Here is a 16,027-nt window from a genome sequence, read left to right as displayed (position 1 = left end):
ACGCCGCCCCCGCCGCGACGTCGGTGCACGCGTCGGTCCGCCGGGCCGGGCGTGGTGTGGCAGCCTCGTCGCCGTGCCCGACGACCCAGCTCACCAGACCGCACCCGGGGCCGCGCGCACCACCGACGGGCCCCGGCACTCCCCAGGACTGCGCCTGGCCGGCGCGGCGGTGCACCTGTACACCGCCAGCGGCTCGGTGCTCGGCCTGCTCATCGTCCTCGCGGCCTTCGACGGCGCCGTGGAGACGGCCCTGTGGCTCATCCTCGCGACGCTGTTCATCGACGGCACCGACGGGATGCTGGCCCGGAGGTTCCGGGTCAAGGAGACGATCCCCTGGTTCGACGGCGCCCGGATGGACGACATCGTCGACTACCTGACCTACGTCTTCGCGCCGATCGTGCTGCTCTGGACGACCGACCGGCTGCCCGGCGGCGCGCTCGGCTGGGTCCTGGCCGCGCTGCCGCTGCTCGCCTCCTGCTACCAGTTCTGCCGGGTGGACGCGAAGACCGAGGACCACTACTTCCTCGGCTTCCCGAGCTACTGGAACGTGGTGGCCTTCTACGCGATCGTCCTGGACGTCGGCCCGACCGGCGTCGGCATCGCGCTCGCCGTCCTGACCGTCCTGGTGTTCGTGCCGGTCAAGTACGTCTACCCGTCGCGCACCAAGCTGCTGCGGGGGGTGAACCTGGGGCTGGCGGCGGTCTGGCTGGTCGCCTTCGCCGTCCTGATCGTCCAGTACCCCGATCCCCACCCGGTGGTCGTCGCGGTGAGCATGGTCTACCTCGCCTACTACTTCGGCGTGAGCATCTGGCTCACGGTGGCCGGCACCCGCCGCCGGTCCGCGTCAGCCGAGGGCGTCGAGCGCGCGGGATAGGTCGGCGACCAGGTCCGCGGTGTCCTCGATGCCGCAGGAGAGCCGCACGAAGCCCTCCGGGACGGCGTCCCCGCCCCACTGGGCCCGCCGGTCGATGGTGCTGTGCACCCCGCCGAAGCTGGTCGCCGCCGCCCACAGCCGGCTGGCGCCCAGCAGCCGGGCGACGGCGGCCTCGTCGGGCAGCTCGGCGGAGACGACGCCGTTGGGGCGCAGCATCTGCCGGGAGGCGAGGGCGAACGACGGGTCCTCCGGCCGCCACGGCCAGCGCAGACCGGTCACGGCCGGGTGCCCCGCGAGGAGCTCGGCGACCGCGGCCGCGTTCTCCGCCTGGCGGGCCAGCCGCAGGTCCAGGGTGCTCATCGAGCGGTGTCCGAGCCACGCCTCGAAGGGCCCCGGCGTGCTGCCGGTGCGGTCGCGGAAGCCCTTCACCGCCGCGTGCAGGGCGTCGTCGGCCACGGTCACGTGCCCGAGGAGGACGTCGCTGTGCCCGGTGAGCGCCTTGGTGTCGCTGCCGACGGTGAGGTCGGCACCGAGCGCCAGGGGGCGCTGGCCCAGCGGGGTGGCGGTGGTGTTGTCGACGGCGACCAGCGCACCGGCCGCGTGCGCGGCTGCCGCGACCGCGGCGATGTCGCAGACGTCGAGCTGCGGGTTGCTCGGCGTCTCCAGCAGGACCATGCGGGCCCCGGCCAGACCCCCCTCGGCGGCCACCCGCTCGATCTCCGGCGTCGGCACGTACCGCACCTCGACGCCGAACCGGGCCAGCTCCTCGGCGGCCAGCAGGCGGGTCGTGTAGTAGCCGTCCGACGGCAGGACGACGCGGTCACCGCTGCCGACGCAGGACAGCACCGCGGCGGTGAGCGCCGCCATCCCGGTGGCGAAGGAGAGGCAGCGGCCGCCGTCGAGCTCCCCGACGGCGTCCTCGAAGTGCCGGAGCGTCGGCTGCTCGGTCCGCGCGTACGCGTCGGCCCCGCCGGCGCGCGGCGGCCGGTCCCCGAGGTGGAAGGGTGCGGCGAAGACCGGCGAGGGCCGCAGCGGCGCGCCCGGGACCGCCGGGTCCTCCCCCGCCCGGACCGACCGCGTCCCGTCCCCGTGACCGCCCAGCTCGCTGCTCATTCAGGCTTCGCCTCCCGCGACATGATCTCCCGCACCATCTGCGCCGGCGCCTCGCCCTCGTGGCACACCCGGACGACGGCCTCGGTGATCGGGACGTCGATGCCGTGCGCGCGGGCGAGGTCGAGCACGGAGCGGCAGCTCTTCACGCCCTCGGCGGTCTGCCGGGTGCTCGCCTGCACCTCCTCGACGCTCATGCCCCGGCCGAGCTTCTCGCCGAAGGTGCGGTTGCGCGACAGCGGCGAGCTGCAGGTCGCCACCAGGTCGCCCAGCCCCGCCAGTCCCGCGAACGTGGTGAGCTCGGCGCCCAGTGCGAGCCCCAGCCGCGCCGTCTCGGCCAGCCCGCGGGTGATCAGCGAGGCGCGGGTGTTGTCGCCGAAGCCGAGCCCCTCGGCGATGCCGGCGGCCAGCGCGATGACGTTCTTGACCGCTCCGCCCAGCTCGCAGCCGACGACGTCCGGGTTCGTGTAGGGCCGGAAGTAGGGGGTGTGGCAGGCCGCCTGCAGGACCGCGGCCCGGTCCGGGTCCGAGCACGCGATGACCGTGGCCGCCGGCTGCTCCTCGGCGATCTCCCGGGCCAGGTTGGGGCCGGACAGCGCCGCGACCCTCCCCGCCCCGGAGCCGGTGATCTCGCAGATCACCTCGCTCATGCGCATGGTGCTGCCGAGCTCGATGCCCTTCATGAGCGACAGCAGCGTGGCGTCCGGCGGCAGCAGGCCGGACCAGGACGTGAGGTTGTCGCGCAGCGACTGCGAGGGCACCGCCAGCACGACGACCTCGGCGCCGTCGAGCGCCTCGGCCGGGTCGACGGTCGCCCGCAGCCGGTCGGGCAGGCGCACCCCCGGCAGGTAGTCGGGGTTCTCCCGGTGGTCGCAGATGGCCCGCACCAGCTCGGGCCGCCGCGCGTGCAGCCGGACCTCGCACCCGGCGTCGGTGAGCACCTTGGCGAACGTGGTGCCCCAGGAACCCGCACCGAGCACCGCCGCGCGCGTCACGCGGCGCTCCCCGCGGCGCCGCCGGGGCGCGAGCGCCCCGGACCGGGGTGGACGGCGGCCGGGGCCGGTTCCCCCCGGAGCTCGGCGAGCTGGTGGCGAACCCTCGTCATCATCAGGTCGGTCGTCTCCCGCAGCAGTGGGGCGTCCAGCGGCCGGCCGGCCCGGACCTCGGCGCGCAGGGCCGAGAGGTCGATCGGCTCGCCGACCAGGTAGTCGGCGGGCGTGCGCAGCCGCAGGTGCAGCTTCCTGGCGTGGTAGTCGTGCACCCGCTGCGGCCCCCACTGCGCCACCGGGACCACGACGGCGTCGGTGGTGAGCGCCAGGTGCGCCGCGCCCGTGCGCGCCTGCATGGGCCACCACGCGGGGTCCCGCGTCACCGACCCCTCGGGGTAGATCACCACGATGCTGCCGGCCTGCAGGTCGGCGCGCGCCGCGTCCAGCGAACCCCGGGCGGCCGACGAGTACCGGGCCACCGGGATCTGCCCCGCGGCCCGCAGGATCGTGCCCGCCGGCCCCTTGAAGACCGCCTCCTTGGCCAGGAAGTGCGGGATGCGCCCACGGTCGAACACCAGGCGGGCGCAGGCCAGCGGGTCGAGCACCGAGACGTGGTTGACCACGAGCAGGACCGGCCCGCGCACGGGGATGCGCTCGATGTGGTGGTAGCGCAGCCGGAACATCAGGGAGGAGACCGGGTAGATCACCAGGATGCACAGCCAGAGGTGGAACGAGATCCGCCCGCGGGTGCGCCACCGGCTCTCCGGCCGGCCACGCGCGTGCCCGGACGGGGTCGTGCCATGAGGGGACGCCTCTTCCGTCACCGACCCGCCTCCCTCTGGTGTGAGCCCGCCCATGATCGACCCGTCCCACCCGGCCCGGACCACCGGGTCCCGGTCCGGCGGGCCGCCGAGCGACCGCGTGCTGACATTGTGGGGCCGTGTCCACATGGTCGGTCGTCGTCCCGGCGAAGCGGCTCGCGGCGGCCAAGACCCGGCTGCGGCCGCTCACCGCCGGCCCCGGCGGTGACCACGGCGCCCTGGTCCTCGCCCTGCTCGCCGACACGGTCGCCGCGGCGCTGGCCTGCCCGCGGGTGGGCTCTGTCGTAGTCGTCACCGACGAGGCGGCTTCCGCGGAGCTGGTGCGCGACCTCGGCGCCGACGTCGTCCCCGACGAGCCCGACCGGGGCCTCAACCCCGCCCTCGAGCACGGGGCCTGGTGGGCCGGGAGCGCGCAGGTGGCCGCGCTCTCCTCCGACCTCCCGGCCTTGCGCCCCGGGGAGCTCGACGCCGCGCTGGCCGCCGCGGCGGCGGCACCCCGGTGCTTCGTGGCCGACGCCCAGGGGACGGGCACCACCCTGCTGACCGCCGCCGGGGCCCCGCTGCGCCCGCGGTTCGGCCGCGGCTCCGCGCACGCCCACGAGGCCGATGGCGCGGTCCGGCTGCCCGGCGCGTGGCCCGGCCTGCAGCGCGACGTGGACGTCCCCGCCGACCTGCGGGCCGCGCTGGAGCTCGGCGCCGGCCCGCGCACGAGCGGGCTCGTGCGGGCCTCACCGGTGCTCGCGAGCCGGGTGGGTACGGCACGATGAGGACGTGGCCCCAGAGAGCGCTCCCCGGACCGATGCCCTGCCCGCCGACCGCTACCTGAACCGGGAACTGTCCTGGCTCGACTTCAACGCGCGCGTGCTGGAGCTCGCCGAGGACGAGTCCCTGCCGCTGCTGGAGCGGGTCAAGTTCCTCGCCATCTTCGCCACCAACCTCGACGAGTTCTACATGGTCCGCATCGCCGGCCTGAAGCGCCGGCAGAACACCGGTCTCACCGTGCGCTCCCCCGACGGGCTGACCATCCGGGAGCAGCTCGAACTGGTCACCGGTCGCACCCAGGAACTGGTGCAGCGCCACTCCGACGTCTTCAACAAGGACGTGCTGCCGCGGCTGGAGGAGGCGGGCATCCGGCTCGTGCACTGGGAGGACCTCGCCGACCAGGACACCCGCCGGCTGCGCGACTACTTCCGCGACCAGGTGTTCCCCGTGCTCACCCCGCTCGCGGTCGACCCGGCGCACCCCTTCCCCTACATCAGCGGGCTCTCGCTGAACCTGGCGGTGTCGGTGCGCGATCCCGACACCGGCGCCCCGCGGTTCGCCCGGCTGAAGGTGCCCAACAACGTGCCGCGGTTCGTGCCGGTCGAGTCGGCGGACTCCACGGCCACCTTCCTGCCGCTCGAGGACCTCATCGCCGCCCACCTCGCCCAGCTGTTCCCGGGACTGGAGGTGATCGACCACCACTTCTTCCGGGTCACGCGCAACGCCGACCTCGAGGTGGAGGAGGACCGCGACGAGGACCTGCTGCAGGCCCTGGAGCGCGAGCTGGCCCGGCGCCGCTTCGGCCCCGCCGTCCGCCTCGAGGTGGCCGAGCCGATGGATCCGCGGATCCTCGAGGTGCTCATCTCGGAGCTGGAGGTCTCCCCCGACGACGTCGTCCACGTGCCGGGGCTGCTGGACCTCGCCTCGCTCATGGCGCTCTACGACCTGGACCGCCCGGAGCTCAAGGACGACCCGTTCGTCCCCGCCACGCACCCGCGGCTCTCCGAGGGCGAGACGCCCAAGAGCGTCTTCGCCACCCTCCGCGAGGGCGACGTGCTGGTGCACCACCCCTACCACTCGTTCGCCACGAGCGTGCAGCGCTTCATCGAGCAGGCCGCGGCCGACCCGAACGTGCTCGCCATCAAGCAGACGCTGTACCGCACCTCCGGTGACTCGCCCATCGTGACCGCGCTCATCGAGGCGGCCGAGGCGGGCAAGCAGGTCGTCGTCCTCGTGGAGATCAAGGCCCGCTTCGACGAGGAGGCCAACATCAGCTGGGCCCGCTCGCTGGAGCGCGCCGGCTGCCACGTGGTCTACGGGCTGGTGGGGCTCAAGACCCACTGCAAGACGGCGCTGGTCGTCCGCCGCGAGCAGGGCGTCATCCGGCGCTACTGCCACATCGGCACGGGCAACTACAACCCGAAGACCGCCCGCATCTACGAGGACCTCGGCATCCTGACCGCCGACCCGCGGGTGGGCGCGGACCTCACCGACCTGTTCAACGTGCTCACCGGGTACTCGCGGCAGACCAACTACCGCACGCTCATGGTGGCACCGCACGGCATCCGCAACGGCCTGATCGAGAAGATCCGCCGCGAGGCCCGGCACGCCGCCGAGGGCGGCCCCTCGGGCATCCGCATGAAGGCGAACTCGATCGTCGACGAGCGGATCATCGACGCGCTCTACGAGGCCTCGCGCGCCGGCGTCCCGGTCGAGCTCTTCGTCCGCGGCATCTGCGCGCTGCGGCCCGGGGTGCCCGGCCTCTCGGAGACCATCCGGGTGCGCTCGATCGTCGGCCGCTTCCTGGAGCACTCCCGCGTCATGTCGTTCCACAACGGCGGGGACCCCGAGTGGTGGATCGGCAGCTCCGACCTCATGCACCGCAACCTCGACCGCCGCGTGGAGGTGCTGCTGCGGGTCTGCGACGAGGCGGCCCGGGCGCAGCTCCAGGAGGCCCTGGAGCCGGCGATGGGGCCCGGGGTGCGCTGCTGGGAGCTGCGCAGCGACGGCAGCTGGGAGCGGCTCGAGGGCCGGGACCACCAGGCGGTGCTGATGCGGCGGGTCCATGAGCTCGCCGGCTGAGCCCCGCACCGTCGTCGCCGCGGGCGGGGTGCTCTGGCGACCGGCCGCGGACGGCGGGATCGAGGTCGCCGTGGTGCACCGCCCGCGCTACGACGACTGGTCGCTGCCCAAGGGCAAGCTCGACGCCGGCGAGCACCCCCTGCAGGCGGCCTGCCGGGAGGTGGTCGAGGAGACCGGGCTCGCCGTGGTGGCCGGGCGCCGCGCCCCGACCACCCGCTACGCCGTCGACGGCGCCCCCAAGCGCGTCGACTACTGGCTGATGCGCTGCGCCGGTGGCGAGTTCACGGCCAACGACGAGGTCGACGAGCTGCGCTGGCTCTCCCCCGACGCCGCCGCCGCGCAGGTCACCCACGAGCACGACCGGCTGGTGGTCGCCGACGCCGCCCGCACCGACGTCCCACGCGAGGTGGGCGTGCTGCTGGTGCGCCACGGCCGCGCGGGGAGCAGGCAGGACTTCGACGGCCCCGACGACCTGCGGCCGCTGGACGCCAAGGGGGAACGCCAGGCGCGGCGGCTGGCCGAGGCGCTACCGCTGTTCTCCCCCCGCGCGGTGGCCGCGGCACCGCCGCTGCGCTGCCGCGCGACGGTGGCACCCCTGGCCGAGCAGGTGGGGCTCCGGGTGCACGACCGGCCCGAGTTCGGGGAGGAGTGCTTCGCGGAGGACCCGCAGGCCGCCCTCAGCGCGCTCGAGCGGCTGCTCTCGGACGCCCCCGAGGCCGGGGTGACGGTGCTGTGCAGCCAGGGCGGGGCCATCCCGTCGCTGCTGCAGGCGCTCGGGGTGCACGGGCACGGCGTCCCCGGCCTCGCGCCGCCGGCCGCCAAGGGCAGCGTGTGGGCCCTCGGCGGCCGGCCGGGCGCGCTGGTGGCCGACTACTACCGTGACCTCGAGCCCGACCCCGACGCGCCCCGTTAAGCCGGCAGCGCGGGCAGCGCCTTGGGCAACCAGGCGGGGCGCCGCGCCTCGTAGGCCTCGACGTCGTCCAGGTGCCGCTCGGTGAGGCCGACGTCGTCGAGCCCTTCCAGCAGCCGCCAGCGGGTGTAGTCGTCGGCCTCGAACGGCACCGCGGTGTCGCCGTAGGTGATCTGCTTGGCCTGCAGGTCCACGGTCACCTGGGTGGTGGGGTCGGCCTCGGCGGCCGCCCACAGCGCCTCCACCTGCTCCTGCGGCAGCACGACGGTGAGCAGGCCGGCCTTGGTCGAGTTGTTCTTGAAGATGTCGGCGAAGCGCGAGCTGATCACCACGCGGAAGCCGCCGTCCAGCAGCGCCCAGACGGCGTGCTCGCGGGAGGAGCCGGTGCCGAAGTCGGGGCCGGCGACGAGGATCGAGGCGTCGGCGTACTCGGGCTTGTTGAGCACGAAGTCCGGCTCGTTGGTGCGCCAGGCGACGAAGAGCCCGTCCTCGAACCCGGTGCGGGTGATCCGCTTGAGGTACTCCGCCGGGATGATCTGGTCGGTGTCGACGGCACTGCGGCGCAGCGGTGCGACGGTGCCGGTGTGGGTGGTGAAGGCGTCCACGGGGTCAGGCTCCGATCAGGTCGGCGGGGGCGGTGAGGCGGCCGGTGAGCGCGGTGGCGGCGGCCACGGACGGCGAGACCAGGTGGGTGCGCCCTCCCTTGCCCTGCCGGCCCTGGAAGTTGCGGTTGCTCGTCGAGGCGGAGCGCTCACCCGGCTTGAGCTGGTCGGGGTTCATGCCCAGGCACATCGAGCAGCCGGCGCCGCGCCACTCCGCCCCCGCGTCGACGAAGACCCGGTCGAGCCCCTCGGCCTCGGCCTGGTTCTTCACGCCGACCGAGCCGGGGACGACGAGCATCCGCGTGTTCGGGTCGATCTTCTTGCCGCGCAGCATCTCGGCGGCGACGCGGAGGTCCTCGATCCGGCCGTTGGTGCAGGAGCCGAGGAAGACGGTGTCGACCTCGATCTCGGTGAGCGGGGTGCCCGGGGTCAGCCCCATGTAGGCCAGCGCCTGCTCGGCGGCCCGCCGCTCCCCCTCGTCGGCCATCTCCGCCGGGTCGGGGACGCGCTCGCTGATCGGCAGCCCCTGGCCGGGGTTGGTGCCCCAGGTGACGAACGGCGTCAGCGTCGAGGCGTCCAGGACGACCTCGCTGTCGAACACCGCGCCCTCGTCGGTGCGCAGCGTCGACCAGTACTCCACCGCGGCGTCCCAGTCCGCGCCCTGGGGCGCGTGCGGCCGCCCCTGCAGGAAGTCGAGGGTGGTCCGGTCGGGGGCGATCAGCCCGGCGCGGGCGCCGGCTTCGATCGACATGTTGCAGATCGTCATGCGGGCCTCCATCGACAGCGCCTCGATGGCGCTGCCGCGGTACTCGATGACGTGGCCGGCGGCGCCGTTGGTGCCGATCTGCGCGATGACGGCCAGGATGACGTCCTTCGCCGAGACGCCGGGCGCCAACTCGCCGTCCACGGTGACCGCCATCTGCTTGGGGCGGTACTGCGGCAGCGTCTGGGTGGCCAGCACGTGCTCGACCTCGCTGGTGCCGATGCCGAAGGCCAGCGCACCGAACGCGCCGTGCGTGGAGGTGTGGCTGTCGCCGCAGACGATGGTCATGCCGGGCTGGGTCAGCCCCAGCTGCGGGCCGATGACGTGCACGATCCCCTGGTCGCGGTCGCCCATGGGCGCCAGCCGGATGCCGAACTCGGCAGCGTTGCGGCGCAGCGCGTCGACCTGCGCCCGGCTGACCGGGTCGGCGATGGGCTTCAGGATGTCCAGGGTCGGGACGTTGTGGTCCTCGGTCGCCATCGTCAGGTCGGGCCGCCGCACCGTGCGCCCGGCCGCCCGGAGACCGTCGAAGGCCTGCGGGCTGGTCACCTCGTGCACGAGGTGGAGGTCGATGTAGAGCAGGTCGGGCTCCCCCGACGTGCTGCGCACGACATGGGCGTCGTAGACCTTCTCGGCCAGGGTCTTCGGCACGGGCGCGTCCCCTTCGGGTGACTGGTCGATCCCGAGTTGACTGTCTCACTCTGCGGGATGCGAGTATTGCTGTGTGGGACAGCCTAACCCGGTCGCGGTTCTGGACAAAGCGGTGTCGATCCTGCACGCCGTGGCGCACGAGCCGGCCACCCTCGCGGAGCTGGTCGCGCGCACCGGTCTACCCCGGGCGACCGCCCACCGGCTGGCCGTCGCGCTGGAGGGGCACCGCCTCGTCCGGCGCACCGAGAGCGGCAGCTGGGCGCCCGGCCCGGCGCTGGCCGAACTCGGGCGCGGGACGGCCGACATCGGCGAGATCGCCTCCCGCCACCTGGTCACCCTGCGGGACGTCACCGGCGAGAGCGCCCAGTTCTACGTGCGCGACGGCGCGACCCGCGTGTGCGTCGCCGCGGCGGAGCGCACCAGCGGCCTGCGGGACACCGTCCCGGTCGGTGCGCGCCTGCCCATGACGGCGGGGTCGGCCGCCCACGCGCTGCTGGTCTTCATGCCCGCCGACGAGGTGACCCGGCTGCTGCCCTCGGCCAGCTTCACCGCGCGCACGCTGCTCGACGTCCGCCGCCGCGGCTGGGCCCACAGCGTGGCCGAGCGGGAGGCCGGCGTCGCCTCCCTGTCCGCGCCCGTCCGCGACGGCGGCGGGTCGGTGCTCGGCGCCGTCTCCATCTCCGGCCCGGTGGAGCGGCTGGGCCGCCGGCCCAGCCCGGAGGTCGTCGGCGCGGTGCTGGACGCCGCGGCGGCGATCTCCCGCTCCGCACGCTGACGCCTCGGTCGTACCGCGTTCGAGCACGTGTCGGCGCGCCCACCAGCCCCTCGAGGCCGCCCCGGGAACGGCGAGAGCCCCCGACCGGGTGGTCGGGGGCTCTCGGTCGCGTAGCCCCGAAGGGATTCGAACCCTCGCTACCGCCGTGAGAGGGCGGCGTCCTAGGCCGCTAGACGACGGGGCCCTGCGCCGAAGATTCTGCCATGCCCGCGCACCGGCGCCGCACCGGGGGGCCGGGAACGGCGAGAGCCCCCGACCGGGTGGTCGGGGGCTCTCGGTCGCGTAGCCCCGAAGGGATTCGAACCCTCGCTACCGCCGTGAGAGGGCGGCGTCCTGGGCCGCTAGACGACGGGGCCGTGCTGTGGTGCGGTACTGCAAGAGGAACCAGGCTTCCTCGCTGGGGTACCAGGACTCGAACCTAGACTAACGGAACCAGAAACCGTCGGGCTGCCAATTACCCCATACCCCATGGGTAGCACCTCGCGGCGCCGGGAAGAACTGTACCCGACGCCGCGGAGGCGGGTCGCACCACCCCCCGGTCGGCGGATCAGCGGGCCGGGACGGAGACCACGGGCGGGTGCCGCAGGTCCAGGGCGGGCGTGCGCAGCTCGGGCTGCGCCCGCCGCCGCCAGCGGGCGACGAGCAGGACGAAACCGCCGAAGCCGGCGACGGTCAGGGCGAGCGACACCGGGACGAGCCCCGCCGGCACCACGTCCGTGGTCACCGCGTCCCCCAGCAGGGCGACCAGCACGAACAGCACCACGTTGTTGACCGCGTGCATCACCACGGCCGCCTCGATGCCGCCGGTCAACCACACCACGGCCGAGGCGGCGAGGGCGAAGGCGAAGCGGTCGAGGAAGGTGGCGAGGTCCGGCGGCAGGTGGGCGAGGGAGAAGAGCGCGCCGGTCACCACCGCGGCGACCACCGCGCCCGTGCGGGGGGCGCTGATCCAGCCGGCGACCGCCTGGCTGAGGTAGCCGCGGAAGAGGTACTCCTCCGCCGCCGACTGCAGCGGTGTGGTGAACAGGACCACCACCAGCAGCCAGCCCCACGACGGGACCGGCCCGGTCACCTCTGCGCCGCCCACGGTCACGCCCACGAGCACCGACAGCCCGATGACGACGCCGATCGAGGCCAGTGCCAGCACGGTCAGGCGGGGCAGCAGCCGCCACCGGAACCGGGCCAGCACCGACGACGACCAGCCCGTGCCCATGCCGTGCGCCACGGCCCAGGCCAGCCACACCACCGGGATGCCCACGACCAGGGTCGCGTTGGTGACCAGCAGGGTGCCGGGGTCGGTGAGCTCGATGAGGGTCAGGTCGGGGCTGATCCCGGTCAGGATGCCGAGGACGCCGAGCAGCGCCCCGGCCACGAGGAAGACCACCCCGAGCAGGAGCAGCCCCAGCAACGGCCGCCACCAGGCCCAGTCGCGCGAGCGCATCGCCCGCAGGAACGACGTCGGCTCGTCGTGCGGCGGCGTGCCCGGCGGGAGGGCCCACCCGGCCGGTGGCGCCGGCGGGTGGGGGGCCCACGCACCCGCCGGGAACGGCGGGTGGGCCCCCGGCGGGAACGGTGCCGGGTGGTACGGACCCGCCGGGTGGCCACCCGGCGGCCCGGGCCACGGCGCGACCGGGAACCACCCCGGCTCCGGGCGCAGCGTGGGCGGCGGCCCGGCGTACGGCTCCTCGACCGGGCCCCCGCCGGCCGCCGGCGAGGTCATCCCGCCGACGCCACCGTGCGCGCAGCGGCCAGCCGGGCCAGCGTCCGGTCGCGGCCGAGCAGCTCCATCGACTCGTACAGCGGCGGGGAGACCGTGCGCCCGCTGACGGCGACCCGGACCGGCCCGAACGCCTGCCGCGGCTTGCGCCCCAGCCCGTCGACGAGCGCCGCCTTGAGGGCCTGCTCGATGGCGGGCGTCGTCCACTCCGGCAGCTCGCCCAGCGCCGCCGACGCCGCGTCCAGCACCTCGACCGCGCCCTCCCCGGAGAGCTGCTTCTCGGCGGCGGCCGGGTCGACCTGGACCTCGTCGACGAAGAGGAAGCCCAGCAGGCCGACGGCCTCGGAGAGGACCACCATCCGCTCCTGCGCCAGGGGGGCGATCGCGCGCAGCACCGCGTCCTGCTCGGCGGTGGGCGGGTCGGTGACCAGTCCCGCGGCAGCCAGGTGCGGGACCACCCGAGCGGTGAACTCCTCCACCGGGAGGGCGCGCAGGTGCGTGGCGTTGATCGCCTCGGCCTTCTTCAGGTCGAACCGCGCGGCGTTCGCGTTGACCTTCGTGACGTCGAAGGCCTCGACCATCTCGGCCACCGAGAAGATGTCCCGGTCCTCGGCGATCGACCAGCCCAGCAGCGCCAGGTAGTTCACCAGGCCCTCGGGGAGGAAGCCGCGCTCCCGGTAGACGTCGAGGTTGGACGTGGGGTCGCGCTTGGAGAGCTTCTTGGTGCCCTCGCCGGTCACCAGGGGCAGGTGGCCGAAGCGCGGGGTGCCGGCGGCGACGCCGATGTCGGTGAGCGCCGCGTAGAGCGCCAGCTGCCGCGGCGTGGAGGGCAGCAGGTCCTCGCCGCGGAGGACGTCGGTGATGCCCATCAGGGCGTCGTCGACCGGGTTCACAAAGGGGTAGAGCGGCGCGCCGTTGCCCCGCACCAGCACGAAGTCGGGCACCGCGCCGGCGGCGAAGCGCACCTCGCCGCGCACCAGGTCGGTCCAGGCGAGGTCCTCGTCCGGCATCCGGAGGCGCAGCACCGGCTGGCGGCCCTCGTCGCGGTAGGCCGCCTTCTGGGCGTCGGTGAGGAAGCGGTCGTAGTTGTCGTAGCCGAGCTTCGGGTCCTGGCCGGAGGCGCGGCGCCGGGCGTCGACCTCCTCGTTGGTGGAGAAGGATTCGTAGGCGTGCCCGGACTCGAGCAGCTTCGCGGCCACCTCGCGGTAGACGTCCTGCCGCTCCGACTGCCGGTACGGCCCGTGGGGCCCACCGACCTCCGGGCCCTCGTCCCAGTCCAGGCCCAGCCAGCGCAGGCTGTCGAGCAGGTGCCGGTAGGACTCCTCGGAGTCGCGGGCGGCGTCGGTGTCCTCGATGCGGAAGACGAACGTGCCGCCGTGGTGGCGGGCGTGCGCCCAGTTGAACAACGCCGTACGGATGAGCCCGACGTGCACCAGCCCGGTCGGTGACGGGCAGAAGCGGGTGCGGACCGCTCCGGTCGGGGTGGTGGGTGCGACAGCCGTGGCCGTCATCGGGCGCCACCGGCGGTGGAGACGGCATCGGCCGCCGTCACCGAGTTGGTGAGCGTGCCGAGGCCCTGGATGGCGCAGGTGACGGTCTGACCCGGGCGGATCGGCCCGACGCCGGACGGCGTGCCGGTGAGGACGACGTCGCCGGGCAGGAGGGTCATCACCTGCGAGATGTAGGCGATCAGCGTGGGGATGCCGAACAGCAGCTGGCTGGTGCGCCCGGTCTGGCGGCGCTCGTCGTCGACGTCGCAGGTCACCTCGAGGTCCGCGGCGTCCAGGCCGATGCCGGCCAGGTCGGTCTCGATCCACGGCCCCAGCGGGCAGAAGGAGTCGAAGCCCTTGGCGCGGGTCCACTGCCCGTCGCTCCTCTGCATGTCCCGCTCGGTGACGTCGTTGGCGATCGTGTAGCCGAACACGCTGCCCATCGCCTGCTCCGGCGTCACGTTGCGGGCCCCGCGCGCGCCGATCACCACGGCGAGCTCGGCCTCGTGGTGCACGTTGGTGCTGCCCGCCGGGATGCGGATCGCGTCGCCGGGGCCGATGACCGAGGTGGAGGGCTTGAGGAACAGCAGCGGCTGCTGCGGGGCGTCGCCGGTGCCCATCTCCTTGACGTGCTCGGCGTAGTTCTTGCCGACGCACACCACCTTGCTCGGGAGGATCGGCGAGAGCAGCCGGATGTCGGCCTGGGCGAAGCGGGCGCCGGTGAAGGAGATCTGGCCGAAGGGGTGGCCCTCGATCTGGGCCACCTGACCGTCTCCGTCGAGGACGCCGAAGGACATGCCCTGGGGGGAGGCGAAACGGACGATGCGCACGACCCGAGGTTAGTCGCGCCCCCTCCTGCCTACCGTGCACCCATGGCCTGCCGGTTCAGCGAGCTCGTCGTCGACAGCCGGGACCCCGAGTCCCTCGCCGCCTTCTGGGCGGCGGTGCTGGACTACCGGGTCGTGGGGCGGGAGGACGACGGCGCCGTAGAGATCGGCCCCGAGGCCGGTTTCGGCGGGCCCGCGCCCACGCTGGTCTTCGTGCCGGTCACCGACCCGACGCCGGGGAAGGTGCGCCTGCACATCGACGTCAGCCCGACCGACCGCGACCAGGACGCCGAGCTCCAGCGGCTGCTCGGGCTGGGCGCGACGCCGGCCGACGTCGGCCAGTCCGACGACGCGACCTGGCAGGTCCTCGCCGACCCGGAGGGCAACGAGTTCTGCCTGCTCCGGACCCGGCTGGACCCCGTGTGACGGGCGGCCGCCGGCGGCACCAGGTCTTCGGCAGGGCAGTCGGTCTCTGCCCCGCCGGGGTGGGCAGAGCGCCACAGCTGGCAGCACACCTCCCCAGGGGGACGGTTCGCCGGGTCGTGGGGACGGCAACTGGCCGCGGTGTCGGCCGGAGGCCGACAATGACCCCGTGATCCTCATCGTCGTGAAGTTCCCCGTCCGTCCCGAGCGCGCCGACGAGTGGACCGGGCTGGCCGCCGACTACGCCCGCGCGGTTAACGCCGAGAAGGGATCGCTGTTCTTCGAGTGGTCGCGCAGCCTGGAGGAACCGCACACCTTCGTCTGCGTCGAGGGTTTCCGTGACGCCGACGCGGGCGCCGCCCACGTGGCCACCGACGCCTTCAAGCGCTTCGTCGAGCAGGCGCCGGACCTCGTCTCCGCGCAGCCGCAGATCATCTACGTGGACGCGCCCGACGTCAGCGGCTGGGGCCCGATGGGCGAGATCCAGCCGCGCTGACCGGGTGAAGCCCTTCCTGCTGCTCTCCTCCCGCCCCGAGGACGAGGCCGCGGACGGGGAGCTCGCCTCGTTCCTCCGCTGCACGGCGCTGCCCGCGGCGCGGCTGCACCGGATCCGGCTCGAGGCCGGGCCGCTGCCGGCGCTCGACCTCGACGGCTACGCCGGCGTCTTCCTCGGCGGCGGGCCGTTCAACTCCTCCGACGAGGACAAGTCCGCCGTCCAGGTGCGGGTGGAGCGCGACGTCGGCCGCCTGCTGGACGAGATCGTCGACCGGGACCTGCCCTTCTTCGGCGCCTGTTACGGGATCGGCACGCTCGGCACCCACCAGGGCGGTGTCGTCGACCGCACGTTCGGGGAGCCGGTGTCGGCGGTGGAGGTCGCCCTCACCCCGGACGGCCGGGAGGACCCCCTGCTCGCCGGCGTGCCCGACCGCTTCACCGCCTTCGTCGGCCACAAGGAGGCGTGCCGCGTGCTGCCGCCCACCGCCGTGCTGCTGGCCTCCTCGGCGACCTGCCCGGTGCAGATGTTCAAGGTGAAGCAGAACGTCTACGCCACCCAGTTCCACCCCGAGCTCGACGTCGCCGCGATCGTCGCGCGAGTGCGCATCTACCAGCACGCCGGCTACTTCGCGCCCAGCGAGGTGGAGGCGGTCGTGCGGCGCCTGACCCCCGCGGTGGTGACCGCGCCCGGCCGGCTGCTGGCGAACTTCGTCGCCCGCTACGGCTGAGGACGACC

General features: G+C 74.1%; 16 protein-coding genes and 3 tRNA genes. 8 read left to right on the top strand and 11 right to left on the bottom strand.

Annotated features, from left to right (window positions below):
- The first annotated feature begins 73 nt into the window (after positions 1–73).
- Positions 74–874, top strand: coding sequence for a CDP-alcohol phosphatidyltransferase family protein (locus ACI794_RS01850; protein WP_456615561.1), 801 nt, complete (start codon positions 74–76; stop codon positions 872–874).
- Here the strand turns inward: ACI794_RS01850 and ACI794_RS01845 are convergent.
- The 3 genes from ACI794_RS01845 to ACI794_RS01835 are packed head-to-tail and all read right to left on the bottom strand — an operon-like array spanning position 845 to position 3,797.
- On the bottom strand, positions 845–1,987 hold the full coding sequence (locus ACI794_RS01845; protein ID WP_456603172.1) for a cystathionine gamma-lyase: 1,143 nt from the start codon (positions 1,985–1,987) through the stop codon (positions 845–847). The two genes, ACI794_RS01850 and ACI794_RS01845, sit on opposite strands and share 30 nt — an antisense overlap.
- On the bottom strand, positions 1,984–2,979 hold the full coding sequence (locus tag ACI794_RS01840) for an NAD(P)H-dependent glycerol-3-phosphate dehydrogenase (protein WP_456603171.1): 996 nt from the start codon (positions 2,977–2,979) through the stop codon (positions 1,984–1,986). Before ACI794_RS01840 ends, ACI794_RS01845 begins: the two co-directional genes overlap by 4 nt.
- Complete coding sequence (locus ACI794_RS01835) at positions 2,976–3,797, bottom strand: lysophospholipid acyltransferase family protein (protein ID WP_456603170.1); 822 nt, start codon at positions 3,795–3,797, stop codon at positions 2,976–2,978. Before ACI794_RS01835 ends, ACI794_RS01840 begins: the two co-directional genes overlap by 4 nt.
- A gap of 116 nt (positions 3,798–3,913) precedes the next feature.
- Here ACI794_RS01835 and cofC point away from each other — a divergent pair, with 116 nt between their 5' ends.
- Genes cofC through ACI794_RS01820 form a run of 3 tightly spaced genes read left to right on the top strand, consistent with a single transcriptional unit; the run spans position 3,914 to position 7,551 of the window.
- The gene (cofC, locus tag ACI794_RS01830) at positions 3,914–4,561 is read left to right on the top strand and encodes a 2-phospho-L-lactate guanylyltransferase (RefSeq protein WP_456615560.1); all 648 of its coding nucleotides are present in this window, start codon (positions 3,914–3,916) and stop codon (positions 4,559–4,561) included.
- A 4-nt stretch (positions 4,562–4,565) separates the two neighbouring features.
- Positions 4,566–6,638: an RNA degradosome polyphosphate kinase gene (locus ACI794_RS01825; protein ID WP_456603168.1), complete on the top strand. Its 2,073-nt coding sequence runs from the start codon at positions 4,566–4,568 to the stop codon at positions 6,636–6,638.
- Positions 6,622–7,551, top strand: a complete 930-nt coding sequence (locus tag ACI794_RS01820) for an NUDIX hydrolase (RefSeq protein ID WP_456603167.1) — start codon at positions 6,622–6,624, stop codon at positions 7,549–7,551. The genes ACI794_RS01825 and ACI794_RS01820 overlap by 17 nt, the downstream gene beginning before the upstream one ends.
- Here the strand turns inward: ACI794_RS01820 and leuD are convergent.
- The gene (leuD, locus tag ACI794_RS01815) at positions 7,548–8,153 is read right to left on the bottom strand and encodes a 3-isopropylmalate dehydratase small subunit (protein WP_456615559.1); all 606 of its coding nucleotides are present in this window, start codon (positions 8,151–8,153) and stop codon (positions 7,548–7,550) included. The genes ACI794_RS01820 and leuD overlap by 4 nt on opposite strands.
- Before the next feature lie 4 nt (positions 8,154–8,157).
- The gene (leuC, locus tag ACI794_RS01810) at positions 8,158–9,564 is read right to left on the bottom strand and encodes a 3-isopropylmalate dehydratase large subunit (RefSeq protein ID WP_456603165.1); all 1,407 of its coding nucleotides are present in this window, start codon (positions 9,562–9,564) and stop codon (positions 8,158–8,160) included.
- Between the two features lie 112 nt (positions 9,565–9,676).
- On the opposite strand from leuC, the gene ACI794_RS01805 reads away from it, so the two are divergent.
- On the top strand, positions 9,677–10,339 hold the full coding sequence (locus ACI794_RS01805; protein WP_456615558.1) for an IclR family transcriptional regulator: 663 nt from the start codon (positions 9,677–9,679) through the stop codon (positions 10,337–10,339).
- A 111-nt stretch (positions 10,340–10,450) separates the two neighbouring features.
- Here ACI794_RS01805 and ACI794_RS01800 read toward each other — a convergent pair.
- The 6 genes from ACI794_RS01800 to ACI794_RS01775 all read right to left on the bottom strand — a co-directional run bounded on the left by ACI794_RS01800 (position 10,451) and on the right by ACI794_RS01775 (position 14,376).
- Positions 10,451–10,523, bottom strand: a tRNA-Glu gene (locus ACI794_RS01800).
- Between the two features lie 99 nt (positions 10,524–10,622).
- A tRNA-Glu gene (locus ACI794_RS01795) sits at positions 10,623–10,695 on the bottom strand.
- Between the two features lie 41 nt (positions 10,696–10,736).
- A tRNA-Gln gene (locus ACI794_RS01790) sits at positions 10,737–10,808 on the bottom strand.
- Between the two features lie 78 nt (positions 10,809–10,886).
- Positions 10,887–12,059, bottom strand: coding sequence for a CPBP family intramembrane glutamic endopeptidase (locus tag ACI794_RS01785; RefSeq protein WP_456615557.1), 1,173 nt, complete (start codon positions 12,057–12,059; stop codon positions 10,887–10,889).
- The gene (gltX, locus tag ACI794_RS01780; protein WP_456602203.1) at positions 12,056–13,567 is read right to left on the bottom strand and encodes a glutamate--tRNA ligase; all 1,512 of its coding nucleotides are present in this window, start codon (positions 13,565–13,567) and stop codon (positions 12,056–12,058) included. Before gltX ends, ACI794_RS01785 begins: the two co-directional genes overlap by 4 nt.
- Entirely contained in the window at positions 13,564–14,376 is an 813-nt protein-coding gene (locus tag ACI794_RS01775) for a fumarylacetoacetate hydrolase family protein (RefSeq protein ID WP_456602202.1), read from the bottom strand. The genes gltX and ACI794_RS01775 overlap by 4 nt, the downstream gene beginning before the upstream one ends.
- Positions 14,377–14,418: 42 nt before the next feature.
- On the opposite strand from ACI794_RS01775, the gene ACI794_RS01770 reads away from it, so the two are divergent.
- From ACI794_RS01770 to ACI794_RS01760, 3 genes are all read left to right on the top strand, one after another.
- Positions 14,419–14,799 (top strand): VOC family protein, encoded by a 381-nt coding sequence (locus ACI794_RS01770; RefSeq protein WP_456579094.1) that lies wholly within the window; start codon positions 14,419–14,421, stop codon positions 14,797–14,799.
- A 166-nt stretch (positions 14,800–14,965) separates the two neighbouring features.
- On the top strand, positions 14,966–15,292 hold the full coding sequence (locus ACI794_RS01765) for a putative quinol monooxygenase (protein ID WP_456615556.1): 327 nt from the start codon (positions 14,966–14,968) through the stop codon (positions 15,290–15,292).
- 4 nt (positions 15,293–15,296) lie between these two features.
- Positions 15,297–16,019: a glutamine amidotransferase gene (locus ACI794_RS01760; RefSeq protein WP_456602200.1), complete on the top strand. Its 723-nt coding sequence runs from the start codon at positions 15,297–15,299 to the stop codon at positions 16,017–16,019.
- Positions 16,020–16,027 lie beyond the last annotated feature (8 nt).

This window comes from Blastococcus sp. SYSU DS0541, from assembly GCF_054050875.1.
This window is presented reverse-complemented; position numbering and strand designations above follow the sequence as displayed.